This is a genomic window from Mesorhizobium sp. M0909, assembly GCF_040319515.1.
In the GTDB taxonomy this organism is placed as follows: domain Bacteria; phylum Pseudomonadota; class Alphaproteobacteria; order Rhizobiales; family Rhizobiaceae; genus Mesorhizobium.
Genome location: NZ_JAMYOA010000005.1, coordinates 14,031 through 36,823 on the forward strand (window position 1 = coordinate 14,031; position 22,793 = coordinate 36,823).

Below are 22,793 nucleotides of genomic sequence, written 5' to 3' on the forward strand. Positions count from 1 at the left end.
CGAGGCTTGCGTCGACGGCCACCCTGCCGCACAGCCAGAGGCGTTTTCGCCCACGCGGCGCTAATTGGGGCTCTCGGTTCGGGGCATCTTGCTAATTTGTGGAACGAGCCTGCCCCTCGCGGGTTTTTCTATTAGAGGGACGTTAATGAAGGAGGTAGCTATGAAGAAGCTCCTGCTTGCCTCGGTGATCGCCATCGCGTCGGCGGCTTCCGTGATTGGCCCGGCCAATGCCGGCGGCAGCGTCACGATCGGCATCGGCAACGGCTATGACGACGACTATTATTATCGCCACCATCGGTATTCCGATTACGACGATGAGTACGTCCCCCGTTACCGCTATGATGTCTATAACGAGGACTACGCGCCGCGCTACCGGTACCGGTACCACCGGCGGTGCCATACCGAAGTCATCAGGCACTGGCGTCATCACCACCGGATCATCGAAAGAATCCGTGTCTGCCGTCGTTGACGGATCGATCCGGCCGGTAGTGCCGGCCGGATCGGCGGGGCTCCTCATCTCGGCTTGCGCATCAGCATCATGCCGTAATGCACGGCCAATATGTCGAGCCCGATCTTGAGTAGTTTCACCACCACGTCGCGCGGTTCGCCCGCCTGTTCGGCCAGGCTCTTGACCGTTGCGTCGGCACAGCAGACCTTTTGCACGATGCCGGCGATCTCCCAATGAACAAGCGCCCTGGTGGCCTCGGCATGGTCGCGGCCGGCGGCCAGGATGTGTTCTGCGACGCCGCTGCCAGTGCGGCCGCCGTCGACACGCTCGGCCCAAGCCATCGGCTTGGCGGTTGCCTCCGACGAACTGCGGAAATCCTGGCGGTAGCGCATCCCCGCCTCGCGCTGCTGGCGCGACAGCGAGGTGAGGCCGCTCAGCGGGTCGACATTGCGCACCCGCACGATGCCGCCGGTCGCAGTGTGGCCGTCATTGGAGACCTCATAGAGGCGCGCCGCCTCCTGTGTTCCTTTGGCCAGCCGCTTGCGGCCGAACCTGTCGTCTTTCAGCGCGAAATCATGGCCGATCTCCTTGCGGATGCGCACCTGCTCGGCCTCGCCCTTCGGCAATCGCGGCGGCCTGGCTTTGGTCTTCTGGGCGGTTTTGCTGCTCATCGGCTCGGTCCTCCTGGTTTTTTGTCGTCGGGCTCTGGCGAATTTCCGTCATCCACTGGGCTCAAATCGTTTCGGCCGGCAGCGTGCGCAGGAAGCGCGCCGCGTGATAGGCGCAGTAACTTTTCGAAGGCTTTGTGCGCAGCCCGCAGCACAGCATGTCCAAACCGGGGCGACTGCCGGTGGCATCGTTTTCGGCATCCTCCTGCAGCGTCGTGTCGAGCGGCGCGCGGCAACGGTCGAAAAGGCAATCGATGAAGCGCATGGCGGCGAAATGTGGCTGGCGGCCGCCGGCGGCGATCGGGCGCGGCGCCGGCATTTCGAGCGGCCCGCCATCGGACCCGGTGATCCGAGCCGGACCCGGCTGCCAGGCCGGCGGCGCCAGCCTGGCCGACAGCCTGGCGGGGCGGCAGCGTGGCTCGGCCTTCGGATCGGCCTCCGCTTGGCTTGCGGCATTTGATGGCTCAGGCGCCGAATCTCCGAGCCGGCCGCCCGAGCGTCCGCCACACCGGCCCTTGGATCTGGCAAGGCCGATGGCGCGCAGACGGGCGGTGCGGTGGACGATACCGATGATGGCTGCGCGCGAGGCCGGGCGGCCGCCCAGCGCGGTCAACCGGGTGGCGATCTTCGCGGCCGACAGCCCGCTCATCAATAAGTTCTCGATTTGTTCCAATTCAGAGGCGGAATAGCGGGCGGCCATGATGTTTTGTTCCCTGCAAAGATGGTTGTGTGTGCGGCGCCGGCTTCGCCCGCCTCAGGCTTGAAAGGCGGTCAGCCTTCTCGTGGTCTGCTGCGGTCGAGCTTCATCTCGGCCGCCTGCCTTGTTGCGCCGGACACTGCCTTGCCCGTCCGCTTGTCGAACGCGATGCCCGTGCCGTCTTCGGTGCGGATGCAGGAAACCGCAGCATCCGCATTGCCGACCGGCAGGTAATTCGTGGCCGGAGCCGTGAGGGGAACGGCTCCGGCCGTTCCGGCCGCTTGCGCTGCCGGATCCGAGGCGCGAGCCTCGGGCATCGTCCCGGCCGGGGAGGAGGACAGCCGCGACGAAGGGGAAAGGGTTGGCACATGCATGGCCTCGGCGATCGGTTGGGGTACCGCCTCCAGGCGAACGCTGCCGGCACGCTGAACGGCGGATTCGATGACCGAGAGCTGGTGAAGCGACTTGTGCATGCCAACATAAGAGCATAACTCAAATCACAATGCAAGCGATTCTTGCATAGACGAAACCGAATCTTACGTCTCAGATGGAGCCATGGCGAAAACTGCACTGTCGATCAAGGTCGGAGCGGCGATCCGCCGGGCGCGCAAGCAGCGCGGCCTGGTGATGCGCCACATTGCCGAGCACAACGACACCGACGTCGCTGCCGTCGGCAATTGGGAGACCGGGCGCAACCTGCCCAAGACCGAGAACCTTTTGAAGACCGCCGCTTTCCTGCGCGTCGACCCGGTGGCGCTCGGCAAGGGCGAGGTCGTCTTCCTCGATGACGCCGGACCGGTCGCCGATGCCGAGATCGTCACCGATCCCGGCCCCCTGCCCGCCGGGCCGATGGACATCCAGCTTCTCGGCACCGCCGTCGGCGGCGACGATGGCGACTTCACCTTCAACGGCCAGCCGGCCGGCTATGTCCAGCGGCCGCCGGGGATCCGGCATCTGCGCAATGTGTTTGCGCTGCACGTGCTGAGCGATTCGATGGTGCCGCGCTACGAGCCCGGCGAGATGATCTATTGCGGCGGCCGCGACGCCGTGCCCGGCGACCATGTGGTGATCGAGACGCTGCCCGAAGAGAACGAGCAAAACGGCAAGGCCTTCATCAAGAAGCTGGTCAAGCGCACCGCCGCCGAGCTGATCGTCGAACAGTACAATCCGCCCAAGACGCTGACCTTCAACCGCTACGCCATCAAGAACGTCTTCCGCGTCATCCCGCTCAAGGAACTGCTGGGGTATTGAGGAGGGTTTTCCCTTCTCCCCTTGTGGGAGAAGGTGGATCGGCGCACAGCGCCGAGCCGGATGAGGGGTGCTGGAAGAAACTCGGCGTCAAAAATACGGAACGATTTTTAGAGCCTTACATCTTCCTAGTAGCGATCCTTCCAGCACCCCTCATCCGACCGAGCTTCGCTCGGCCACCTTCTCCCACAAGGGGAGAAGGGAAGAGCAGCACGCCCTCCCCTCAAGCCCGCCTCGACTGCTCCGGCTCTCGACCGTTGAGCAGGCGCGCCTCGGCGCGCACCCGTTGCCGGTCGTCGATGAAGGCGGCCTGGATCGAAACGGCGGCGCCCGGCAGGCCATCGGCACGGCAAGCCTTGCAGATGAGGCGCCCCGAAAGCGCTGATAGCGGCGTCTCCGGCCTCACCCCATGCCGCTTGAGCTCGGCCGGCTTCCACCACCTGTTACGGCCGCAATCGATGCACTCGACGGCAATCGAGACGACATCGGCGATCGTCGCTTCCTTGCCCGCCAATGCCATAGCCCATCCCCATTGTTCCTGCTTTGTTCCACATCATTATCGGTTTTCGGGGCGGAGTCGAGTCGGTTCCGCTTACATCAGAGTTAAAGTTTCGCTTGTTCAACTATTTGAGTTATGCTTATATATCATGCGGGCTGGAATCGGCGCCAGCCACAGAACCGCAGCCGGCCGGCAGCAAGGAAACGACGATGAACCCAGCCCAGTTCGCCCATGCCTGCGGCTATAGCGGCGACAGCCCGGCCCTGCTTGCCGCTTTCGCGGCCATCCGCCAGGACGGCATCCGCAAGGCACGCCAGGGCCATCGCCAGCGCAAGGCGGCGATTGACCAGATGAAGCCGAGCCGCGTTCTGTTCCTGGCGGCGTTCCGCCCGGCGCAGACAGCCGAGGAGGCACTCGAGGACGCCGCCCGCTTCCTGTCGATGTTCCGCAACATGCCGCGCTGGCGGCAGGAAAGGCGCGCCGCCGACCTCGCCCGTGCCAGACAGCAGCGCCTCTTCGCCCGCTTCTTCCGCCGCTACGGCCATCGCCTCTGGGCGCTCGAGAGCACCTGAAGGCGCTGGCCTCCCTTGCAAGTCAAAACGGATATTGCGATCGCCGACGTCGCACCGTATGTCTTCGCGCGATGAGCGAGATCGAATTCCGTCGCGCGCAGGCGCCCGACCTGCCGGCGATCGTTGCAATGCTTGCCGACGATGTGCTCGGCGCAGACCGGGAAGACCCATCCACGCCGCTTGCGCCATCCTATCTCGATGCCTTCAGCGCAATCGATGCCGATCCCAACCAGTTGCTGGCCGTGGCTGTCGAGGCCGGGCAAGTGGTCGGGACCCTGCAACTCACCTTCCTTCCGGGTATCTCCAGGAAGGGTGCCTGGCGCGGCCAGATCGAAGGCGTTCGCGTCGCCCGGCAATGGCGCTCGCGCGGCGTCGGCAAGCTGATGGTCGAATGGGCGATTGAAACGTGCCGTTCGCGTAATTGCAGCTTCGTCCAACTCACCACGGACAAAGGTCGACGGGAGGCGCACGCTTTTTACGAGCGCCTCGGTTTCACCGCCAGTCATCTGGGCTACAAGATGGCGCTGTAGATCAGCATTTCATCGCATTCAGCGCCGACTGCTCATCTTCGCTACCCCACCCTGGATGGAGCATTGACAAGCCGGCCTATCGCCTTGCTCCATTCGCCCATGATTTACGACCGACCGTGGCTTGAAAAAGCCTTTCGCGCAAAGCCCCGGCAGAAGTTTCTGTTCTTCTGGGGCCATCAGCCGTCCAAGGACGGCCGCATAACCGCGTCGTGCTTCAGCCAGTGGTGGCATGCGCCCTTTACCATCGATGGCCTGAGCTATCCGACTGCCGAACACTGGATGATGGCCGAGAAGGCTCGCCTGTTCGGTGATGCTCAGACGGCAACGCAAATCCTCAGGGCGACGAGCCCCAAGCAGGCAAAGCAGCTTGGCCGTCAGGTGAGCGGCTTCGATGGCACCAAATGGGATGCCGACAAATATCGCATCGTCTGCGAAGGGAGCTTTCAGAAGTTCCGACAGAATGCGGTGCTGCGCGATTATCTGCTGTCGACGCATGACAAGGTGCTGGCCGAGGCCAGCCCTGTCGACCGGGTGTGGGGCATTGGTCTTGCGGCGGATGACGAGAGGGCAGTGAACCCGCTGCTGTGGCGCGGCGAGAACCTGTTGGGATTCGCGCTGATGCAGGCCCGGGACCGGCTGCGCGGCTGAACATTGGCACCCGCTCGTCATCAGCGGCAGCTTCCGCTGCTTGACAATCCGCCGGCAATGTTCTCTTTATGTTCCTATCACACTTGAGACAATGCGGCGTTCGAGCCGCCGCGAGCGAACGGGCCGGATGGAAGCCAACATCCTCCACGCGGATCTGGATGCCTTCTATGCCTCGGTCGAACAATTGCTCGACCCGGCCTTGCGCGGCAAGCCGATTGCCGTCGGCGGCGGGGTAGTGCTTGCCGCATCCTATGAGGCCAAGGCGTTCGGCGTGCGCGGCGGCATGCCGGGACGGCGGGCGCGGGAACTCTGCCCGCAACTCATTTTCGTCGGCGGCCATTTCAAGGACTATCAGCGGCTGGGCGATGCGGCAATCAAGGTGCTCGGCGATTTCACGCCGGTGGTCGAGCGGATTTCGATCGACGAGGCCTTTGCCGACGTCGCCGGCTGCACCCATTTGTTCGGCTCGCCGGCCGAGATCGCCGGCAAGATACGCCGCCGCGTGCGGGCCGAGCTCGGCCTGCCGATCTCGGTCGGAGTGGCCCGCACCAAGCATCTGGCCAAGATCGCCTCACAAGTGGCCAAGCCCGACGGGCTCGTGGTGGTCGATCCGCGCCACGAGCTGGAATTCCTCCATGAGCTGCCGGTCGAGCTGATGTGGGGCGTCGGCCCGGTCACCAGGGAGCGGCTGGCCGGTATCGGCGTCAACACCATCGGCGAGTTGGCGAAGACCAACAGTGGCGCGCTGGAGCGCCTGCTCGGGCCGGCGGCGGGAGAGAAACTGAATGCGCTGGCGTGGAACCGCGATCCGCGCAAGCTTGAGACGCAGCGCCGGGCGCGCTCGGCCGGCGCGCAATCGGCGCTCGGCCGAAAACCGGCCGACGAGCAGGTCTTCGTCCCCGCTTTGCTGCATCTGGCCGACAGGGTCGCCACCAGGTTGCGTGCGAAATCCCGGCCCGGCCGCACGGTGACGGTTCGTGTCCGCTTTGCCGATTTGCGCTCGGTGACGCGCTCGGTCACGCTCGACCAGCCGATTTCGGCAACCGCCATGCTGGCCGAAATCGCCGAGGCGCTGGTGCGCAAGGTGCTCATCGACCATCCGCACGAAAAGACCATCTCGCTGCTGGCGATCGCCGTATCGCATCTGGAGCAGCATGCCGGGCTGCAACTGGAGCTGCCGCTCGGGCTCGACGACGACCGCCGCCGCCCCGGCACCCGGAAGGGCGCGGCGCGCTGGATCGCGGATCGCGCCATCGACAAGATCCGCGACCGCTTCGGCTGGGAGGCGGTCGGCTACGCCTCGGTCGCGCTCGGACTACAGCGGTCGGTTCCCGACGCATTTCGGGAGCTGGCCGAGAAGGAATTGTGAGTTGCGCGGCGGGGGCGAAAAGAAAATTATCCGACAGGAGCCAGGGGCGATACGGCCGGCCCGTTCAAAGCCGTGCCGTCGACGGCAAAATGCGAGCCGTGGCAGGGGCAGTCCCAGCAGCGTTCCAATGAGTTCCAATGGACGTGGCAGCCGACATGGGTGCATGCGGCCGAGCGCTTGTGGAGCGTGCCGTCCTCATCGCGAAAAGCCGCGACTTTGGTAAGCCCTTCGCGCACGATGGCGCCCTCTCCCGGCCGCAGCTTATCGGCGGAATCGATTTCGCCAGGCGCGACATACTCGGCAAAACTCCTGATCGCTGTCGCATTCTCCGCCAAATAGTCGCCGATCGCCCGTACCGTCTTGCGGGAGGGTTCGTAAAGTTCCCGCCAGGGGCTTTCCCCCTTCAGGATCAGGTCGGAAACCAATTGGCCGGCAACAACCCCATGGGTGATGCCCTGACCGGAATCGCCGGTGACCACGAAGACATGCCGGTTGCCGGGATTGCGGCCGATGAACCCGGCATAGTCGACGGTCTCCATCACCTGCCCGGACCATCGATTGGTTTCCGCGCCGATATCGGGCATCAATTTTTTGATCCAGTCCGCCAGGGCCGCGAAGCGGTTGTCGGCATCGTCGGCCTGCCCTGTCTTGTGGTCCTCACCACCGACGATCAGAAAGTCGGTTTTGCCTTCACCAGGCTGCAGGCGAACGTAGTGATAGGGATCCAGCGTGTCCCAATAGAGTGCATCCGGCAAAACGTCGCGCGCGATCTCGAACGACATCGCGTAGGTCCGATACGGCGCTTGCTTGGTGTGGAGCGCGACCCGATCGTTGATCGGCGAATTAGTGGCGACAACGGCCGATCTGGCAGACACGGTAAAGCCCGAGACCGTGCTTACGCGGACGCCGCCGTCGGTCTCCGCGACCTTGTCGACGATGGTCTCCGCATAAAGCATGCCGCCGCGCGCGCGAATGCCCGCAGCCAGCCCGCGGAGATATTCGAGGGGGTGAAATGTCGCCTGATTGGCGTAGCGAAGGACGGGCGTATCCGAAAAGCCTGCAAACGACACGCCTGCGGTTTTCTCGACGTCGACACCGATCTTCAGAGCGGCGCCCAGTTCGCGCTCGATGACGGATTCCCTTCTGCCTGACGCCGGAAACAGAAAGCCGTCGAGGCGGCGGAAATCACACGCGATACCCTCTGCTTCCTGGATCGATTGGACACGGTCGATAGCCGCCGACTGGCTTTGGTAGTAAATCCGCGCCAGTTCCTCGCCGCGCAATTTGATCAGTTCCGAAAAATAGTCGTCGCAGATCGACGACAGATGCGCGGTGGTGCGTGCCGTCATGCCGCTTCCGATCCGGCCGCGATCGAGCACCGCCACCTTTTGCCCGGCGAGGGCCAGTTCGTAGGCGACCGACAGTCCGGCAATGCCAGATCCGACGACCACGACATCGACCTGTTCACTCCGCTCGAGCGGAACCGCCTCAGGCGCGACTTCGGTTGCCGCCCAAAGCGATACAGTCCTTTCATCGCTGACATTCATGGCGGAACTTCCAGACGTGATAGCCGGTAAACGGACGCGAGGGTTCAAAGTTCCTCGACGCCTGAATGCCTGCGTAAGCTTGACGTCACCGCCGGTCCGCCCCGACGCGTTGTGAGCCGGCCTGGCTGGGGCGGTGCGATGCACTTTGCGTCAGGAGGTATCGTTTCCTGCAAATGCGAGATTCGAAGCAGCCCTGGTCGTCAGACCACAAGCGTTGCACCGCCCCAAGCGATCAGGGCGGTGCCGGCCGCACGGCCAACCCACCGGCCGGCAGGAAACACCGGTTCGACGAGAACCAGGAAACACCGGTTCGACGAGAACCCACGAAGGTCCCGAAATGACCCAGAAGCGGGCGTTCGGCAGCGATCCGAGCAGCAACGATTTGGCAGGACCGAAAATCGGCATGGAATGTCTCAATCATCATCATGTCCCGTCCAAGTTGTGGACACTTCCTTCTCAAAGGCGCACTCTTGGCATGCGAAACGCGAGCCAGAGTTTCGTCCAACGCTTCACATGCCTGACTTGCGTCGGTGATCGTCTGAGCTATCCGGATATTTCCGGGTTGGCAGACCTCACATTGTGTCGCCTATCCGTGATCAGGCTACGGCCGAAGGCACGTTGCAGCCCGTTCCGGATCAACTGGGAGGTAAACAACATGCCTGATTTTCAGCGCAGAGAACTTCTTGTTCAAGGAAGCGCGGCTCTTGCCGCAATTGCTGCTCTCTATACCTCGCGTCGGGCTTACGCTTTTCCAACACGGCCGAGCGAGGAGGTTATTCCATGGCTGGATCAGCCGACCGAAAATCCCGATCCGGTAGGTATCCAGAAGCAGCTTGTCTGGGAGGATTTGGATAGCTGGATAACGCCAAACGACAAGTTCTTCAGCATCTCGCATTTCAACCGACCAACGATCGACGAGAAGACATGGTCGATGGAGATCGGAGGCCTGGTCAAGAAGCCCTTAAAATTGACGCTCGCCGACATCAGGGCACGACCGCGGCAGGAGGTCGTTTTCACAGTGGAATGCTCGGGCAACCACGGGTTTCCCTTTTTCACCGGCGGCATCGGCAATGCCCGCTGGGCTGGGACGCCGCTCGCCCCGATCCTCGAGGAAGCCGGCGTTCTGGAGAAGGGCATCGAGGTCGTCTTTTTCGGTACTGACATAGGCGAGGTCGCAATACGCGACGTCAAGATGCAGCAGAACTTCGCCCGCAGCATGTCGCTCGCCGACGCGATGAACCCCGATAATCTCCTCTGCTATGAAATGAATGGAGCCGTCTTGCCGGCGCCCAATGGCTTCCCGGTACGGCTCATTGCGCCAGGCTGGTACGGGATCGCCAACGTCAAGTGGCTAAAGCGCATCGAGGTTCGCGATACGCGGTTCATGAGCCTTCTGATGGCCCGTGACTATGTCACCATCCGGGAGGAGGACCACAACGGCGAGACCGTATGGGCCGAGACGTCAGTCGGGCGAGCGCTGATAAAGTCCGCGCCTGCGAAGGTTACCCGGAAAGACTCAGATTACCGCATCGTTGGCGCAGCCTGGGGGGCGCCGATCGACCGGGTCGAAGTGCAAATCGACCAGGGGCCTTGGGCACCAGCGACCATTGACCACAGTGAGGAGGCAGAACACGCCTGGAAAATTTGGTCCCTGGCTTGGGCAAATCCCTCTCCTGGAGAACACACGGTGACCTCGCGCGCGGTCAGCACCACGGGACAAATTCAACCGGCGATGGACGATCCCTTGATTGCCAAGAAACACACATACTGGGAGAGCAATGGCCAGGTGACGCGCCGCGTGCGTATCGGCTAGAGCATTTTGCAGCCAAATGGAATCATTTTGCGTCCGCATAAATGCGGCAAAACAAATAGTTAGAGCGGGCTACCGGTTCCAGGAGAGCCGGAACCGCTCTAAGAACTTGCTGCCATGTGGCAATTGCGTTTGGGTCAACCAGGAAGAGGCTGCCTGATCCGAAAGCTGGCGCCGCTCTATATCGAGCATGACGGCTGTGGGCCGTAGATCCTCTTCGCGACGATACCGCTCCCCGAAATCGGACGCGGACCCCTTCAGCTTGGTGGCCGAGGCGATGGCAGACTTGTTCGGTGGCGCAACCTTGGCCACGTCGCCTCCGCGCGCCATCTCGGCAAGCCCCTCACCGCTCTATCGTACTGATCTCCGCATCGGGCAAGCACCAGGGTGCGTAGCGGAAATCGCGGATCTGGACGACCTGCTCGTCTCGCCATTCGACCAGCATGAAGCCGCGCACGGCGCCGTCCGGGTCCCCAGGGTTGCGGATGAGAATCGCCGGCCGGCCGTCGACAAAGCCCAGCGACAGCGCCCAATCGGTCGCGCGGTCGTAATTGCCGAAATAAGTCGACACTTCGGCCTTGCCGCGCAGGCGGACGCGGTTGACGACATCGAGCCGGACGTCCTCGGCGATCAGAGCCCTGACCGCGTCGAAGTCGCGCGCGTTGAACAGGTCGACATAGCGCCGCAGCCGGCGCTCGTCATCGGCGTCGAGCCTCGGCGCGAGCGCCTGCTCGGGCTGCAGGGCCAGCAGCTTGAGCTGCGCCCGCCCGCGATGCAGCGCGGCCTTGGTGGCGGCGAGCGTCGCGCCGGTGACTTCGCAGGTCTCGTGCAGGCTGAGGCCGAGCACATCGACCAGGATCACGGCGCTGCGCTGCGGCACCGAAAGCTGCATGAAGGAGCGCAGGCCGGTCTGGGCGGCGAGCCGGCTGTCGGCGCTGCCGGAGGGATCCTCGATGACGCTCATGTCGGCCTCGGTCATGCGCGACCTTTCCCGATTGCGCCGCCGCAGATGATCCTGCGCGGCATTGTGGGCGATGCGAAACAGCCATTGCTCCGGCCGTTCGACCATGGCGCCGCCGTCGATCGCCTGCAGCGCCTTGATCAGCACCTCCTGGACGATATCCTCGCCGTCGATCACCGAGCCGGCCATGCGCGCGCAGTAACGATGCAGCCTTGGCCGCAACCCGACGAGCATCGCCTCCAAAGTCGCCCTGTTCATTTTCGGCGTAGCGTCCCATTTCTGCGCGAGCGGCATGGCAGGCGCTACCCGGCTTTTTGATCCGCCAGCATACGGTAGTTGCCGATGACTTTGACAGGCGATCGCATTGCCGGGGTGGAGCGGCGCTGGGCGTGGTTTTCCGTAAACGCCTTGAAGGCCGCAAGCCCGGTCAGCGCCGACGAATCGCCGTCCTGACCGACGATGTGGACGAACGAACCATCGTCCAGCTCGAGCACGAGATAGCGCACCGTCGGCGGTGCCGCCTCGCCCAGCGCTTCGAACACTTTTTCGACCAGCGCGCGGTTATTGTCCAGGTCGGCTTGGTTCACACCATATCGAATGAGCGCATAGTTCATCGTCGTCTCCTGACTGGTTGGTATGAACGAAGGACGACCGGCCGCGCCGAAAAGATTCTCACTACCGAAGAATCTTTTCGGTTGCCCGCATCGTCTTTTCCGCGTGGGCGGCTGCGCGGCAGCCATCAAGCAGGAGAGACGATCATGCATATCCAGTTTGCCGAGCTTCCAGTGTTCGACCAGGACCGTGCCAAGGCGTTCTACACCAGGCATCTCGCCTGTCAGGTGCTGGCCGACCAGAAGATGGGCGATGGCGGCTGGCGCTGGATCGAGCTGGCGTTTCCGCATGCCGTGACGAACCTGCATTTCATCAGGCGCGCCGACGACACCCCCGCCGCGGAGCCGGTATTGGTGCTGGTCGACGAAAATGTCGGAGCAATGAGCGCGGCGTTGAAAGCGGGCGGCGTCGAGATCGTCACCGAACCGCATGAGGCGCCGTGGCAGCCGGGCCGCACGGTGGCGGAGTTTCGCGACAGCGAAGGCAACCGCATGGTCCTCGCCAGCCGATAAGCCTCCGGAACCCTCTGTCTGGCGGGGCGTCGTACCTAAGTCCTACCTCCGGCCGGACCATCGGCCGTGCTTCCTTCGCATTATTATTTCGTGACCTCTGCGCGCCGGAACCTTCCCTTGCATCGGGCGTTCGGGCGCTGTATTCGCGATGCCTCATATTTAGGCAGGCGGAGGAAATGCGAATAAGGGCGGGTGGCAAAACAAACATGGGCCGGGGAGGAGCATCTTACCATGTCGAACCGTAAAATCGGAATGTCCCACAGTTTGGGGCTGCGCGTTGCTGACCTCAAAGCCAGAATGCGAAGCGCCCAGATCACCGAGCACGAGATGAAGACGTTTCAGAAAGTTGCCGCCATCATGGGAGGCGCCGAAGGCTCCCTGCGGCTGGATGCCGACGATCTGATCGCCGCATCCTTCCTTGCCGACCCCTTAGAAGATCTCCCGCTACCCAGGTGAAGGGGGTGAACGCTGGTCAAATCCTATCGGGATTGAACCTGCGATTCCCGCCGGCGGAGCATCCGCCAGCCCAAGCCGCATGCCAGGAGGACGTTGGCCAGCGCCAGACCGGAAAGCGCGGCCAACGTCCCATGCGGGCCGAAGCGCTCCAGCAGCAATGCGCCGGCCGAGGGTGCCGCCGCCTGGGCGATCAGGCTCGGCATGGCGAGGCGACCCATTAGTCTCGCATAGCCGTTCGAGCCGAACAGCGCGAGCGGCAGCGTTCCCCGTGCGATGGATTCGAGGCCGATGCCCGCGCCATAGAAACCGAGCGCCACCGGGATGATTGGCATGCCGGCCCAGAGCGCCGAAACGCCGATCGCCACAAAGGCAACCGAGGCGAACTTGGTCAGGATCGGATGGTGGTAGCGCGCAATCATCATCTCGATCGCGCGCGCCGCCACCTGGGACGGGCCGACCAGAGCGCCGAGCTCGACGGCTGCGGCCAGCGCCATGCCGCTGCCCTGCAGGATGGTGAGCAGATGCACCGACAGCGTCGAGGAGATTACCGCCGCAAGCGTGAGGGTCGCGGCCAAAACGATCATGATCGACGGATCCATATTGTTTTCCAGGACCGGTGCCGCCTCCTGCAATTCTGGTTTGACTGCCGGTTGCGGCGCCGCGCGGGGCAGGATCACCAGATAGAGCGGAAGCGCAATTGCCAGCTGAAAGGCGGCGTAAACCAGGCAGGTGCCGCGCCAGCCGACCTCCCCCAGCAGCAAGGCTGAGATCGGCCAGCAGATCGTGCTCGCAAGACCGCCGAACAGCGTCAGCGCGGTGATGGCGGAGCGCGCGCCGTGGCCGTAGTGGCGGCCAAGCGTGGCGAAAGCGGCATCGTAGAGCCCCGCACCCATGCCCAGTCCGATGATCAGCCAGGCAGCGATATAGGCCGCAAGGTTGGGAGCAAGGGCTAGCCCGATCTGGCCGACCCCGATGCATCCGGCGCTGAATGCCAGGACGTTGCGGCCGCCATGCCGCTCGATCGATGAACCGACGCGCGGAGAAATCAATCCCGCCATGAGCAAGCCGAGAGACAGCCCGCCGACAACCCATGCCAGCGGCCAGCCGGTATCGGAGGAGACCGCCGGTGCAATGACCGCGGGAAGATAGTAGGACGATCCCCACGCCATGATCTGCGTCAGGCCAAGCGTGGTTATGATCATGCCGCGGCTGCGCAGGACGGCCGTCGAAGGCGGCGAAAGGCTCATGCCGCGACGCTGCAGCCGCAACCGCTTTTGCCGATCGTCTTCGCCTCGACATCGGCGACACAGCAGGCATCCGAAGCGGCGGGCGCCGGGCCGCCGCAGCACCCCTTGTCGGCAGTACCGATCGTCGGCACGGTGCAGACGCCGGTCTCCGGCAGCACGAGCTGGACATTGTCGGCCGCCACCATGTCGCCGGCGATCGCTGCGGCGACGGAGCGGACCTGCTCATAGCCGGTCAGCAGCAGGAAGGTCGGCGCGCGGCCATAGCTCTTGATACCGACCGTATAGAACCCTTGCTCTGGATGGCTGAGCTCGCGGTGACCGTGCGGCGGCACGTCGCCGCAGGAGTGCTCGTTGGGATCGATCAGCGGCCCCAGTGCCTTGACGCTTTCCAGCCACGGATCGAGCTCGAGCCGAAGCTCGCGTGTCAGCGACAGATCCGGGCGTTGTCCGGTCGCGGCGATGATACGGTCGACCGGGCCAAGCGCCTGCAAGCCGTCCTTGGTCTGGCCTTCGACGACCAGCCGTCCGTCGGCATCGCGGATCGAAACAGCCGCAAAGCCCGTCACCAGCCTGACGCCGCCGCTCTCGGCGAGTTCGCGCACTTCGGCGCCGAGTTCGCCGCGTGCCGGCAATTGGTCGGCATCGCCGCCGCCATAGATGCGCACCAGATCGGTGCCGCGCGTTGTCCAGATGAAAGCCGTGCCGGCCTCCACATTTGCCAGGCTGGCGAGATCCAGCACCGCATTGGCGGCGGAATGGCCGGAGCCGGCGACCAGCGTCGTCTTCCCCGCATAAAGGCTGCGGTCGCGGCCGAGAATATCGGGTATGCCGTAGGCGATGCGGTCGGCAAATTCGGCTTCGCCTTCTGCAGGAATTCCGCCGGCGCCGAGCGGGTTCGGCATCTGCCAGGTTCCCGACGCATCGATGACGGCGCGGGCGCTGTCGCGCCTGGTGCCGGTGGCGGTTTCGACTACCAGCATGAATGGCCGGTTCCCGCGTCCCTTGCTCAGCACCTTGTCGGCGCCCCAGCGCGAAATGCCGAAGACGCGGACGCCGGTTTCGATCGACGGCGACAATTGCGGAAGCTTTGCAAGCGGCTCGAGATAGTCCGCGACGAGGTCGTCCGCGGTCGGGAATGCCCCGGGCTCGGGCATCCGCCAGCCATGCGCCTCGAGCAGGTCTCTGGCCGCCCGATCGACGCAATAGCGCCAGGGCGTGAAAACCCGGACATGGCCCCAATCCCTGAGATTGGATGCAACCGCATTGCCGGCTTCGTAGACTTTGACAGGAATGCCCTGCGCGATGAAGTGGACCGCTGCCGCCAGACCGACCGGCCCGGCGCCGATCACCGCCACAGGGAGTTTTTCGATCGTATCCATATCTTCCGTCCTTCCGGTAATTTCGAATTATAATGCCAAAAAAATCACGCCGCCGTTTTGGCGACCGCTTCCGCCGATGCCGGCGCACAGGTGCCGTCGGCGCAGCATTCGTCCGCGAGGTATCCGATGAGCCCGTTCATGGCGGGATAGTTGGCCCGGCAGATCAGCGTGGTCGCCTGGCGCTCCTGCGTTACCAGGCCGGTGTCGACCAGCCGCTTGAGGTGATGCGACAGCGTCGAGGCGGCGATGCCGAGCCTGTCCTGGATGCGCCCGACCGGCAGCCCCTCATCGCCCGCTCGCACCAGCGTCCGATAGAGCTGCAACCGCGTCGGGTTGCCGAGGGCTTCAAGTTGCGCGGCTGCTTTTTCGAGTTTCATGGAAATAAGCTATTTCCAGAATCGCTGCACGTCAAGAGAATTTCGACAAAGATCGAAATAAGACGATATCTAGCCGACGCGCTTACCGCTGGCGTCGATGACGGCCTCGCCGTCCTCCTTGGTGAACGGGCCGATATCCGGATTGGGCAGGATATCGAGCACCGCTTCGGAGGGTCGGGCGAGCATGGTGCCGAGCGGCGTCACCACGATAGGCCGGTTGATCAGGATCGGATGCGCCAGCATGAAATCGAGGATCTCGTCGTCGCTCCACTTGGGGTCGCCCAGGCCGAGTTCGCCATAGGGCGTGCCCTTCTCTCGTAGCAATTGGCGCGGCGTCATGCCCATCGCCGTGATCAGCTCGACGAGTTTTTGCCGCGATGGCGGGTTCTTCAGATATTCGATCACCTCCGGCTCCTCGCCGGACTGCCTGATCATGGCCAGCGTGTTGCGCGAGGTGCCGCAATCGGGGTTGTGGTAGATGGTGATGGTCATTGCGCAGCTTTCATCTGTCCGACTGGCTTCGGTTGGGCGAGCAGCCACCCTGCCAGTGCCATGGCCAGCAACGCGCCCAAAAGCTCGGCGGCGATGAAGCCCGCCAGATCGGCGGGGCGGATCCCGGCAAACGTGTTGGAGAACGCACGGGCGATTGCGACGGCCGGATTGGCGAAGGATGTCGACGCGGTGAACCAATAGGCGGCGGTGATATAGAGCCCGACCAGCCAGGGGATCGAATCCGGACGTGAGCGCAGGCCGGCGAGGATGGTGAAGACCAGCCCGAAGGCGGCAACCAGCTCCGCAATCCATTGCCCGCTTCCGGTCCGCACCGTCGCCGACACTTGCAGGATCGGCAGTTCGAACATCGCATGCGCGAGCAACGTTCCGGCGATGCCGCCGGCAATCTGGGCGGCGACATAAGCAAGCGCTGCGTTCGTTTCGATTTCGCGTCGAAGCGCAAATACCAGCGTCACCGCCGGGTTGAAGTGCGCTCCGGATATCGGCCCGAATATGGTGATGAGCACGACCAGGATCGCCCCGGTCGGCAAGGTATTGCCGAGCAGGGAGACGGCGACATCATTGCTCAGCCTGTCAGCCATGATGCCGGAACCGACCACGGTGGCGACCAGCAGAGCTGTGCCGAGGGCTTCGGCGGCAAGGCGGCGGGAAAGATTGGCCAAGACGAACCTCCCCCTAGCAGTTGCAGGTCACGGCCTGGATGACCGGCTGGCAAAGTTCCGGCGCGCCATTGCAGCAATCCTCCATGAGGTAGGCCAGCAGATCGCGAAAGCCGGTCATATCGGCGAAGTAGCGCACGCTGCGGCCCTCTCGTTCGGTCCGCACCAGGCCGGCATGCGACAGGATCTTGAGATGGGCCGACATCGTATTCGGCAACGCGGCGAGCCGTGAGGCGATCTCGCCCGCAGCCACGCCCTCGGCGCCGGCCCGCACCAAAAGGCGAAAAACGTCCAGCCGGGTCTCCTGGCCGAGCGCGGCAAGTGCGGAAAGGGCGAGCGTCTTGTCCATATTTCCAGATTTCCAGAAATGGGGAATAGAGTCAACGCGCCTATGCCGGTGACGGCCCGCCTAGCTTATCAGCCAGGCACTGTGGCGGCGACCGCATCAGCGCGACCAAGGCTTGCAACCGTTTTCCTGACCCGCTGCAGATGCGCCTGGCGTCCGGCGGCCGAGACGCTGTCCATCCGGTAGAGCGCCAGGAATTTGGTCCGGCACAGCGGATGGCAGACGGAGCGGAAGCCGCGCAGCAGGGTTCGCCGGCCGGGCTGTCCCATGATCCACGACATCAGCGGCGTGGCACCGCATGTGGTCATCGCCATCACCCGGCGTATGTGCCGCAATTTGGGCCGTGGACCGCGGCGTGCGGTCGGCATCTCGAAAGCGAAGCCCGGCACCAGCACGCGCTCCAGCCAGCCTTTCAGCATCGCCGGCAGGCCATACCACCAGGTCGGGTAAATGAAGACGACCGCCTCCGCCCAGAGCAGCTCCTGCGCATGTTCGTGCACGGGTTGCAGGTTCGCCGCCTTGTCGTGGTAGCCGCGCCACTCCTGCGTGCGCATGACTGGATCGAAGCCGGTCGCATAGAGGTCGAGCAGGTGGACCTGATGGCCGCGTTCGGCAAGCGTCTCCAGCACCATATCGCGGACGGCGCCATTGAAGCTGTCCGTGCAGGGATGGCAATAGACGACGAGGACCTTCATCTTGCGCTCAGCCCGGTCGGTCACGAGGGGATCGCGGTGGTGCCTGCAGGCGCGTCGCATGCAAACAAGCCACCCGCAGACATAGTCCATCAGCTGTTTTCATGCGAAGCCCCGCAGCCCGTATCAAGACGCAACAGCTCCAGTCACGTCAAGGCCCGCTCGTTCGCTCAAAGAAAATTGCGCAGACATGGGCTTGCCGGAGGGCGCTGTCCCGGCCCTTCTGTCCCGCAAGCCGTCCGGTCCTTCAGTCGCCCATAAGCATTGCTTTCAGAGCATCCGCACCTAGCTTCAGGGCGTATCCAAACCTCGGGAGAAAAAGATGCAGACAGGAAAACTGAGCGGCAAGATCGCCTTGGTGACTGGTGCCTCCTCAGGCATCGGCGAGGCCACCGCCTTGGCGCTGGCGGCCGAGGGCGCCACGCTGGTGATTGCTGCGCGGCGCACCGAGCGCCTGGACAAGCTGGCGAGGCGGATCCGTGAGACCGGCAGTGCGGCGCTGCCGATTGTCGTCGACGTCACCGACGAGACGCAAGCCACGGCGATGGTCGAACGGGTCCAGCAGGAGTACGGCCGGCTCGACATTCTGCTTGCGGTTGCAGGCGTCGGCGTCGCCGCGCCGTTCCGCAACACGACGCCGGAAGAGTACCGCCGGATGGTCGACGTCAACATTCTCGGGCTGCTTTATCCGATCCATGCGGCACTGCCCTCGATGCAGCGGCAAGGCGCCGGCCACATCGTCGTCGTCTCGTCCGGCACCGGCCGTTATATCCACCCTTCGGTGGTCTATTCCGGCACCAAGCACGCGGTGAGCGCGATGGCGGAATCGCTGCGCCGCGAGATCGGCAAGGACGGTATCCGCGTCACCTGCATCGAGCCCGGCGCCGTCAAGACCGAGTTCACCCGGAATATGCGCGCCGATGTGCGCCAAGCGGTCGAGCAAAGGCTGGGCGACATGGAGCAGCTGGAAAGCGAGGACATCGCCGCCGCCATCTTGTACGCGGTGACCCAGCCGCCACGGGTCAACGTCAACATCCTGACCCTCTATCCGACCGAGCAGGCGTGAGGGCCGCAAAGGTGGTACCCTGCCGCCCCCGCAGCCCTGCAGCATCATCCGCCGGTCATCAGCGCGAACACAAGCTGCCGCAGCTTGCCGCCCGGGCCGAATTCGACCCGGTCGAAATCGCGGCTCGCCTGCCGCTGTGCCTGCGAAATTCCGGCGAGACGTCTCGTAACTTCGCTCCTGATCTTGCTGCAGCCACGGTCATCGGCGACGGTCAGGCCGATGGTGGCCGCCTCGATCTTATGCACCATGTCGATGATGCTGGCGCCATGCACCTTCTCGTGGGCGGCAAGGCCGGCTGAGAAGATCTCCCAGTTCTTCTGGATTGCGCCCGGCAGCCGCGCAGCCGGCTTCGGCAAGGTGTAGGTGATGATCAGCTTCGGTCGCGCCGACACCAGTACGCAGGCGTCGCCTTGCGGCTGGTAGTCCCTCACCCAGGTCAGCTTGAAATTGGTATGCGCGATGACCCGGCGCTCGCCGAGCAGCGGCCCGCGCCCGCCGATCGAGGCATAGAGCTCCGGGCCGGACTGCCCCGAGATGGCATAGGTCTCGACCTTCTCGACCGCCTGCCAGCCGGCATGCGCCAGCGATGTCGGCAGAAAGGCGAGCAGCAGGCAAAGGCGAACGGCTGTTTTCATGCAAGTCCTCGCAGCCGCCGTGATCGATGCAAGTGGCGAGCAGTTCCCTTCCGTGGACACAGCCGGCAGCCGGCTATGCTGGGATGCTCGTATACAAGAATCCACAGGTAACGCCATGTCGCCGCGACCGAACATTGCCGGGCAACGCCCTGCCCCCCGAAACCCAGCCTCCCGGTGTCAGCCTGTGCCGCGCGCTGTCCAAGCTTGGCCTGTGCTCGCGCAAGTCGGAGTGCGTTATCGCTTCTAGCGACGCCTGAATGCTTCGAGTCGGGGTTGACATTCTGTGAAGGAGCGCCGGTTGCCGCCGCCCGCGAACGCTGCCATCACCTCTCCGATCAACTTGCCGCCAACTTCCCATGCGCATGCGTTCGGTCGGCGAGCGTTTCGATCACGCGACACTCGCCGACCCGCCCGCAGGCGCATTCCTCGACCATCTTCCGCAATTCCCTGCGCAGAGCCTTGAGACTGGCGATGCGCTTCTCCACCTCGACCAGCCGCGCCTTCGCGATCTCGTCGGCGCGGGCGCATGATTGATCCGGATCATCCTGCAGCGAAAGCAGCGTACGGATCGCATCAACCTCGAAGCCGAGTTCTCGCGCGTGCCGGATGAAGGCAAGCCGCGCTACTGCCCTCCTTCCATAGCGTCGCTGCTTTCCTTCGGTTCGACCCGTTTCGGGCAACAGGCCAATTTGCTCGTAGTAGCGGATCGTCGGTATTTTCACCTCCGCGCGACGAGACAATTCACCGATCGACAAATCCATAAAAAGCCTCTTGAACCTCTAGCCACTAGAGATCCTACAGTGTCTTCATTGAGGAGTCACCCATGTCTGAAGCTTGCTGCGATCATAAAACCAAAAGCTGTGCGGGACCGCCGCCGCTGGTTCTGCCGGCGAAGCTGCACGGTCATTCGCATGATCGTGCAGCGGAAGCCTCATGCTGTTCGGGCGGCGTGCCGGTCTTTGACGGCATGAACCCGCGCTACAAGCGTGTGCTGTGGACGGTCATCGCTATTAATGCGGCCATGTTCCTGACCGAAATGACTGCCGGCTCACTTGCCGGTTCTCAGGCGCTGAAGGCCGACGCGCTGGATTTCCTCGCCGACACCCTCACCTATGGGCTGAGCCTCGCGGTCATCGGCGCGAGCTTGAGGACGCGCGCAACGGCTGCGCTGCTCAAGGGTCTGTCGCTCAGCCTGATGGCGCTTTGGGTTTTCGGCTCGACCGTCTATCAGACGCTGATCCTCGGCGTACCCAGCGCGGAAGTCATGGGCATCTTCGGCTTTCTGGCCCTTGCCGCCAATCTTGCTTCCGTTGGTTTTCTGATGCCCTACAAGGATGGTGACGCGAATGTCCGATCGGTTTGGCTGTGCTCGCGCAACGACGCGATCGGCAACATGGTGGTGATCGCCGCAGCTCTTGGCGTCTGGAGTACGTCAAGCGCATGGCCGGATCTGGCCGTCGCCGCGCTTATGGCCGGTATCTTTCTAACCTCATCGGTGCGAATCCTGCGGCAGGCCTGGAGCGAATACCGCGAAGGCGCACCGGACCGAACGACTGTGCCTGCCGAATGATCTGTCGGTTATGTGGGCAAGAGCGGATGTCCAGGATACCCGTCTGGTTGTCTGTAATCGGGTCACGGAGCGACGCTTTGTGAAAGCGCCGCTCCCTGTCTTCTGCACGATCACCGCCTGATCACGCACGCTGCCCGAAAGGGCGACGTCTCCGACGGTGATCGTGACCAGGTCGCAACCCCGCAGCTTGCTGTCGATGGCAAGATTGAACAGCGCAAGATCGCGTTCCGCACCTGATACTGCAGTCGCGTTCGGATGCTCCAGACCTCTCGTGCCTTGGGCGGAGACTTCTGGCCGACGATGTGGCCCGTGTTCCAACTGCGCATGGTTCTTCTCCTATGCCGCCCTCCACAGCCGCAGCGCCCGATGCGGGCCTGCGAAATTGCAACGTCTAACCTGGAGCCGCCTCCCAGGATTCTGTTCGGAAGGTTACCGACTTGCGCCGCGTCCGATGAAGTGGACCACGCAATGCGCGCAGTCGCGCCATTCGCTGCGCCTCTAAAAAGCGTAAGGGCTCAAGTCGACCAAGGACGCCCATCTGGAGCATAAATCGACTTCGCCGCTGGGTCGCCCCCACGGATGAGGCGACCCACTGTTCCGCGGCGCTCGAGACGGCTCGCGAAACGGGCGACCCGCAGATGAATTTTTCGTGTTATGATGAGCTTGCAACACGCGTAATCTCGACCTCGGCAATATGGCAGAGGTCGAAAGCTATTGCCTTGGCACAGGAAGCTTTCGCCCCCGGCAACTTGATCGCCTCCGAAACGCTGGGTGTGCTGCTTTCCCTGACTGACCCGGGCGAGGAGGTTGTCCATGTCCACGAGTAGTGTTGACCGCCCGCTGCAGCCGGGCGATCGGGCACCGAATGTTGTGCTCAATGCGATCTCACGCGAAGGCAAGATCGCGCTCGATGATTTTCGAGGCCGTAGCCCGTTGTTGATCGGTTTGTTCCGAGGCCTGCACTGTCCGTTCTGCCGGCGCCATGTCGCGGCGATGGCGCAACTTAAGCCGGCCCTGCGTGAGCAAGGCGTCGAATGCCTGGCGGTGGTCAATACGCCAGTCGAGCGGGCGCGGCTCTATTTCCGTTACCACCCGGCACCCGATCTTCTCGCTGCATCCGACCCGGAGCGGGCCTCGCACCGTGCCTTCGGCTTGCGCGAGGTCGGGATGGAAACGGTCATGGCGATACCGTTCCATCTCCCGGGCGAGTTGCCCGAGCCTATGGACGTCATGGCAATGAATGAATTTCTTAACAAGAAGGAAGGTTATGAGATTACGGAAGTCGATCAGCAGGCGATGGCTTCCAGCCAGGCGCAGCTTGTCGGTCAGTTCCTAATCGACCGGGCGGGCATCGTACGCTGGAACTTCACTGAAGTTCTGGAGGATGGCCTCAACACCTTCAGAGCGCCGAATCCCGAGGAATTGATGTCGGCAGCTTCCGAAGTTGCACATACTTAGGCTGCGGAACCAGGCTGCTGAAAGCTCGCTCGACGAGCACCGAACTGTGGTGATTTTGGATTCAACCATCATCGAGATGCTCAGGCGTGGAGGGCTAACGGCCGGCTGGCGTGCCGTCCAAGTGGTACAGCGCGTGGTCCAGGCGGAGTGGCGCGTGGTCGTCTTCGAGCCCCATAAAATCCCCCGCATGAGTTAGGACGTCCGGTGGGCACTGGGATGGTCTGCTGCCCGGGTGTGTACCCGGCGCGTTTACCTGAGGTGTCGCCCGGTGTCG

The 22,793-nt window shown here is 63.5% G+C and carries 29 protein-coding genes and 1 pseudogene; 12 read left to right on the plus strand and 18 right to left on the minus strand.

All coding sequences use genetic code 11. The features are described 5' to 3' along the window. The first annotated feature begins 160 nt into the window (after nt 1-160). The gene (locus NKH83_RS08810) at nt 161-469 is read left to right on the plus strand and encodes a hypothetical protein (protein ID WP_292664589.1); all 309 of its coding nucleotides are present in this window, start codon (nt 161-163) and stop codon (nt 467-469) included. 44 nt (nt 470-513) lie between these two features. On the opposite strand, the gene NKH83_RS08815 is transcribed toward NKH83_RS08810, so the two are convergent. From NKH83_RS08815 to NKH83_RS08825, 3 genes are all read right to left on the minus strand, one after another. Then, a complete protein-coding gene (locus tag NKH83_RS08815) occupies nt 514-1,119 on the minus strand; it encodes a DUF6456 domain-containing protein (protein ID WP_352705283.1) in 606 nt (201 codons plus the stop codon). A gap of 61 nt (nt 1,120-1,180) precedes the next feature. Further along, nucleotides 1,181-1,765: a high mobility group family protein gene (locus NKH83_RS08820; RefSeq protein WP_352705285.1), complete on the minus strand. Its 585-nt coding sequence runs from the start codon at nt 1,763-1,765 to the stop codon at nt 1,181-1,183. 122 nt (nt 1,766-1,887) lie between these two features. Continuing rightward, nucleotides 1,888-2,286, minus strand: coding sequence for a hypothetical protein (locus NKH83_RS08825; RefSeq protein WP_352803388.1), 399 nt, complete (start codon nt 2,284-2,286; stop codon nt 1,888-1,890). An 82-nt stretch (nt 2,287-2,368) separates the two neighbouring features. Between NKH83_RS08825 and NKH83_RS08830 the strand changes: the two genes are divergently transcribed. Then, nucleotides 2,369-3,064: an XRE family transcriptional regulator gene (locus tag NKH83_RS08830; protein WP_352803390.1), complete on the plus strand. Its 696-nt coding sequence runs from the start codon at nt 2,369-2,371 to the stop codon at nt 3,062-3,064. 220 nt (nt 3,065-3,284) lie between these two features. Here NKH83_RS08830 and NKH83_RS08835 read toward each other — a convergent pair whose 3' ends face one another. Beyond that, a complete protein-coding gene (locus tag NKH83_RS08835; RefSeq protein WP_352507809.1) occupies nt 3,285-3,581 on the minus strand; it encodes a hypothetical protein in 297 nt (98 codons plus the stop codon). Nucleotides 3,582-3,769: 188 nt separating this feature from the next. Between NKH83_RS08835 and NKH83_RS08840 the strand changes: the two genes are divergently transcribed. The 4 genes from NKH83_RS08840 (at nt 3,770) to dinB (ending at nt 6,679) form a co-directional block, all read left to right on the plus strand. Further along, nucleotides 3,770-4,132: a hypothetical protein gene (locus tag NKH83_RS08840; RefSeq protein ID WP_352803392.1), complete on the plus strand. Its 363-nt coding sequence runs from the start codon at nt 3,770-3,772 to the stop codon at nt 4,130-4,132. Nucleotides 4,133-4,203: 71 nt separating this feature from the next. Continuing rightward, nucleotides 4,204-4,662, plus strand: coding sequence for a GNAT family N-acetyltransferase (locus tag NKH83_RS08845; RefSeq protein WP_254819680.1), 459 nt, complete (start codon nt 4,204-4,206; stop codon nt 4,660-4,662). Nucleotides 4,663-4,761: 99 nt separating this feature from the next. Then, nucleotides 4,762-5,310 carry a riboflavin biosynthesis intermediates N-glycosidase gene (gene ybiA / locus NKH83_RS08850; protein WP_352803396.1) on the plus strand — a complete coding sequence of 183 codons (549 nt, stop codon included), beginning with the start codon at nt 4,762-4,764 and terminating at the stop codon, nt 5,308-5,310. Between the two features lie 127 nt (nt 5,311-5,437). After that, nucleotides 5,438-6,679 carry a DNA polymerase IV gene (gene dinB / locus NKH83_RS08855; RefSeq protein ID WP_352803399.1) on the plus strand — a complete coding sequence of 414 codons (1,242 nt, stop codon included), beginning with the start codon at nt 5,438-5,440 and terminating at the stop codon, nt 6,677-6,679. Between the two features lie 26 nt (nt 6,680-6,705). On the opposite strand, the gene NKH83_RS08860 is transcribed toward dinB, so the two are convergent. Then, the gene (locus NKH83_RS08860; RefSeq protein ID WP_352803402.1) at nt 6,706-8,226 is read right to left on the minus strand and encodes an FAD-dependent oxidoreductase; all 1,521 of its coding nucleotides are present in this window, start codon (nt 8,224-8,226) and stop codon (nt 6,706-6,708) included. A 655-nt stretch (nt 8,227-8,881) separates the two neighbouring features. Here NKH83_RS08860 and NKH83_RS08865 point away from each other — a divergent pair. Then, a complete protein-coding gene (locus NKH83_RS08865; RefSeq protein WP_352803919.1) occupies nt 8,882-10,039 on the plus strand; it encodes a sulfite oxidase in 1,158 nt (385 codons plus the stop codon). A gap of 69 nt (nt 10,040-10,108) precedes the next feature. Here NKH83_RS08865 and NKH83_RS08870 read toward each other — a convergent pair whose 3' ends face one another. The 3 genes from NKH83_RS08870 to NKH83_RS08880 are packed head-to-tail and all read right to left on the minus strand — an operon-like array spanning nt 10,109 to nt 11,611. Next, a complete protein-coding gene (locus NKH83_RS08870; RefSeq protein ID WP_352649590.1) occupies nt 10,109-10,348 on the minus strand; it encodes a hypothetical protein in 240 nt (79 codons plus the stop codon). A 31-nt stretch (nt 10,349-10,379) separates the two neighbouring features. Then, on the minus strand, nt 10,380-11,291 hold the full coding sequence (locus NKH83_RS08875) for a sigma-70 family RNA polymerase sigma factor (RefSeq protein WP_352803406.1): 912 nt from the start codon (nt 11,289-11,291) through the stop codon (nt 10,380-10,382). A gap of 8 nt (nt 11,292-11,299) precedes the next feature. Beyond that, nucleotides 11,300-11,611: a hypothetical protein gene (locus NKH83_RS08880; RefSeq protein ID WP_254819688.1), complete on the minus strand. Its 312-nt coding sequence runs from the start codon at nt 11,609-11,611 to the stop codon at nt 11,300-11,302. A 144-nt stretch (nt 11,612-11,755) separates the two neighbouring features. On the opposite strand from NKH83_RS08880, the gene NKH83_RS08885 reads away from it, so the two are divergent. Both NKH83_RS08885 and NKH83_RS08890 read left to right on the plus strand, forming a co-directional pair. Beyond that, entirely contained in the window at nt 11,756-12,121 is a 366-nt protein-coding gene (locus NKH83_RS08885; protein WP_352803410.1) for a VOC family protein, read from the plus strand. Nucleotides 12,122-12,352: 231 nt separating this feature from the next. After that, nucleotides 12,353-12,577, plus strand: a complete 225-nt coding sequence (locus NKH83_RS08890) for a hypothetical protein (RefSeq protein WP_254819690.1) — start codon at nt 12,353-12,355, stop codon at nt 12,575-12,577. A gap of 23 nt (nt 12,578-12,600) precedes the next feature. Here the strand turns inward: NKH83_RS08890 and NKH83_RS08895 are convergent, their stop codons facing one another. From NKH83_RS08895 to NKH83_RS08925, 7 genes are all read right to left on the minus strand, one after another. Then, complete coding sequence (locus NKH83_RS08895) at nt 12,601-13,824, minus strand: MFS transporter (RefSeq protein ID WP_352803412.1); 1,224 nt, start codon at nt 13,822-13,824, stop codon at nt 12,601-12,603. Beyond that, a complete protein-coding gene (locus tag NKH83_RS08900; protein WP_352803415.1) occupies nt 13,821-15,203 on the minus strand; it encodes an NAD(P)/FAD-dependent oxidoreductase in 1,383 nt (460 codons plus the stop codon). Before NKH83_RS08900 ends, NKH83_RS08895 begins: the two co-directional genes overlap by 4 nt. 44 nt (nt 15,204-15,247) lie before the next feature. Then, nucleotides 15,248-15,580, minus strand: a complete 333-nt coding sequence (locus NKH83_RS08905) for an ArsR/SmtB family transcription factor (protein WP_254819693.1) — start codon at nt 15,578-15,580, stop codon at nt 15,248-15,250. Nucleotides 15,581-15,649: 69 nt separating this feature from the next. Continuing rightward, the gene (arsC, locus tag NKH83_RS08910) at nt 15,650-16,072 is read right to left on the minus strand and encodes an arsenate reductase (glutaredoxin) (RefSeq protein ID WP_352803416.1); all 423 of its coding nucleotides are present in this window, start codon (nt 16,070-16,072) and stop codon (nt 15,650-15,652) included. After that, nucleotides 16,069-16,755, minus strand: coding sequence for an aquaporin (locus NKH83_RS08915; RefSeq protein WP_352803419.1), 687 nt, complete (start codon nt 16,753-16,755; stop codon nt 16,069-16,071). The genes arsC and NKH83_RS08915 overlap by 4 nt, the downstream gene beginning before the upstream one ends. A 13-nt stretch (nt 16,756-16,768) precedes the next feature. Beyond that, entirely contained in the window at nt 16,769-17,101 is a 333-nt protein-coding gene (locus NKH83_RS08920) for an ArsR/SmtB family transcription factor (RefSeq protein WP_352475581.1), read from the minus strand. Between the two features lie 68 nt (nt 17,102-17,169). Beyond that, nucleotides 17,170-17,793, minus strand: a complete 624-nt coding sequence (locus NKH83_RS08925; RefSeq protein WP_352803922.1) for an NAD(P)H-dependent oxidoreductase — start codon at nt 17,791-17,793, stop codon at nt 17,170-17,172. 319 nt (nt 17,794-18,112) lie between these two features. On the opposite strand from NKH83_RS08925, the gene NKH83_RS08930 reads away from it, so the two are divergent. Continuing rightward, nucleotides 18,113-18,856, plus strand: a complete 744-nt coding sequence (locus NKH83_RS08930) for an SDR family oxidoreductase (protein WP_352803422.1) — start codon at nt 18,113-18,115, stop codon at nt 18,854-18,856. A 44-nt stretch (nt 18,857-18,900) separates the two neighbouring features. On the opposite strand, the gene NKH83_RS08935 is transcribed toward NKH83_RS08930, so the two are convergent. Both NKH83_RS08935 and NKH83_RS08940 read right to left on the minus strand, forming a co-directional pair. Next, entirely contained in the window at nt 18,901-19,491 is a 591-nt protein-coding gene (locus tag NKH83_RS08935) for a DUF922 domain-containing Zn-dependent protease (protein WP_352803425.1), read from the minus strand. A gap of 335 nt (nt 19,492-19,826) precedes the next feature. After that, nucleotides 19,827-20,252 carry a MerR family transcriptional regulator gene (locus tag NKH83_RS08940; protein WP_254819699.1) on the minus strand — a complete coding sequence of 142 codons (426 nt, stop codon included), beginning with the start codon at nt 20,250-20,252 and terminating at the stop codon, nt 19,827-19,829. A gap of 62 nt (nt 20,253-20,314) precedes the next feature. On the opposite strand from NKH83_RS08940, the gene NKH83_RS08945 reads away from it, so the two are divergent. After that, on the plus strand, nt 20,315-21,061 hold the full coding sequence (locus NKH83_RS08945; RefSeq protein ID WP_352803429.1) for a cation efflux transmembrane domain-containing protein: 747 nt from the start codon (nt 20,315-20,317) through the stop codon (nt 21,059-21,061). Between the two features lie 99 nt (nt 21,062-21,160). Here NKH83_RS08945 and NKH83_RS08950 read toward each other — a convergent pair. Next, nucleotides 21,161-21,387 (minus strand): annotated as a pseudogene (locus tag NKH83_RS08950) (tyrosine-type recombinase/integrase); the annotation flags it as partial. 487 nt (nt 21,388-21,874) lie between these two features. On the opposite strand from NKH83_RS08950, the gene NKH83_RS08955 reads away from it, so the two are divergent. After that, complete coding sequence (locus NKH83_RS08955) at nt 21,875-22,519, plus strand: peroxiredoxin-like family protein (RefSeq protein ID WP_352803925.1); 645 nt, start codon at nt 21,875-21,877, stop codon at nt 22,517-22,519. Nucleotides 22,520-22,793 lie beyond the last annotated feature (274 nt).

What these genes read in the sequence shown, in the direction of transcription:
- NKH83_RS08880 (WP_254819688.1), bottom strand. Translation starts at nt 11,611, where the DNA reads ATGAACTATGCGCTCATTCGATATGGTGTGAACCAAGCCGACCTGGAC.
- NKH83_RS08955 (WP_352803925.1), top strand. Translation starts at nt 21,875, where the DNA reads ATGTCCACGAGTAGTGTTGACCGCCCGCTGCAGCCGGGCGATCGGGCA.
- NKH83_RS08830 (WP_352803390.1), top strand. Translation starts at nt 2,369, where the DNA reads ATGGCGAAAACTGCACTGTCGATCAAGGTCGGAGCGGCGATCCGCCGG.
- NKH83_RS08920 (WP_352475581.1), bottom strand. Translation starts at nt 17,101, where the DNA reads ATGGACAAGACGCTCGCCCTTTCCGCACTTGCCGCGCTCGGCCAGGAG.
- NKH83_RS08810 (WP_292664589.1), top strand. Translation starts at nt 161, where the DNA reads ATGAAGAAGCTCCTGCTTGCCTCGGTGATCGCCATCGCGTCGGCGGCT.
- NKH83_RS08945 (WP_352803429.1), top strand. Translation starts at nt 20,315, where the DNA reads ATGTCTGAAGCTTGCTGCGATCATAAAACCAAAAGCTGTGCGGGACCG.
- ybiA (WP_352803396.1), top strand. Translation starts at nt 4,762, where the DNA reads ATGATTTACGACCGACCGTGGCTTGAAAAAGCCTTTCGCGCAAAGCCC.
- arsC (WP_352803416.1), bottom strand. Translation starts at nt 16,072, where the DNA reads ATGACCATCACCATCTACCACAACCCCGATTGCGGCACCTCGCGCAAC.
- NKH83_RS08890 (WP_254819690.1), top strand. Translation starts at nt 12,353, where the DNA reads ATGTCGAACCGTAAAATCGGAATGTCCCACAGTTTGGGGCTGCGCGTT.
- NKH83_RS08825 (WP_352803388.1), bottom strand. Translation starts at nt 2,286, where the DNA reads ATGCACAAGTCGCTTCACCAGCTCTCGGTCATCGAATCCGCCGTTCAG.
- NKH83_RS08885 (WP_352803410.1), top strand. Translation starts at nt 11,756, where the DNA reads ATGCATATCCAGTTTGCCGAGCTTCCAGTGTTCGACCAGGACCGTGCC.
- NKH83_RS08905 (WP_254819693.1), bottom strand. Translation starts at nt 15,580, where the DNA reads ATGAAACTCGAAAAAGCAGCCGCGCAACTTGAAGCCCTCGGCAACCCG.
- NKH83_RS08895 (WP_352803412.1), bottom strand. Translation starts at nt 13,824, where the DNA reads ATGAGCCTTTCGCCGCCTTCGACGGCCGTCCTGCGCAGCCGCGGCATG.
- NKH83_RS08875 (WP_352803406.1), bottom strand. Translation starts at nt 11,291, where the DNA reads ATGCCGCTCGCGCAGAAATGGGACGCTACGCCGAAAATGAACAGGGCG.
- NKH83_RS08935 (WP_352803425.1), bottom strand. Translation starts at nt 19,491, where the DNA reads ATGAAAACAGCCGTTCGCCTTTGCCTGCTGCTCGCCTTTCTGCCGACA.
- dinB (WP_352803399.1), top strand. Translation starts at nt 5,438, where the DNA reads ATGGAAGCCAACATCCTCCACGCGGATCTGGATGCCTTCTATGCCTCG.
- NKH83_RS08840 (WP_352803392.1), top strand. Translation starts at nt 3,770, where the DNA reads ATGAACCCAGCCCAGTTCGCCCATGCCTGCGGCTATAGCGGCGACAGC.
- NKH83_RS08940 (WP_254819699.1), bottom strand. Translation starts at nt 20,252, where the DNA reads ATGGATTTGTCGATCGGTGAATTGTCTCGTCGCGCGGAGGTGAAAATA.
- NKH83_RS08815 (WP_352705283.1), bottom strand. Translation starts at nt 1,119, where the DNA reads ATGAGCAGCAAAACCGCCCAGAAGACCAAAGCCAGGCCGCCGCGATTG.
- NKH83_RS08820 (WP_352705285.1), bottom strand. Translation starts at nt 1,765, where the DNA reads ATGAGCGGGCTGTCGGCCGCGAAGATCGCCACCCGGTTGACCGCGCTG.
- NKH83_RS08925 (WP_352803922.1), bottom strand. Translation starts at nt 17,793, where the DNA reads ATGAAGGTCCTCGTCGTCTATTGCCATCCCTGCACGGACAGCTTCAAT.
- NKH83_RS08835 (WP_352507809.1), bottom strand. Translation starts at nt 3,581, where the DNA reads ATGGCATTGGCGGGCAAGGAAGCGACGATCGCCGATGTCGTCTCGATT.
- NKH83_RS08900 (WP_352803415.1), bottom strand. Translation starts at nt 15,203, where the DNA reads ATGGATACGATCGAAAAACTCCCTGTGGCGGTGATCGGCGCCGGGCCG.
- NKH83_RS08845 (WP_254819680.1), top strand. Translation starts at nt 4,204, where the DNA reads ATGAGCGAGATCGAATTCCGTCGCGCGCAGGCGCCCGACCTGCCGGCG.
- NKH83_RS08865 (WP_352803919.1), top strand. Translation starts at nt 8,882, where the DNA reads ATGCCTGATTTTCAGCGCAGAGAACTTCTTGTTCAAGGAAGCGCGGCT.
- NKH83_RS08930 (WP_352803422.1), top strand. Translation starts at nt 18,113, where the DNA reads ATGCAGACAGGAAAACTGAGCGGCAAGATCGCCTTGGTGACTGGTGCC.
- NKH83_RS08860 (WP_352803402.1), bottom strand. Translation starts at nt 8,226, where the DNA reads ATGAATGTCAGCGATGAAAGGACTGTATCGCTTTGGGCGGCAACCGAA.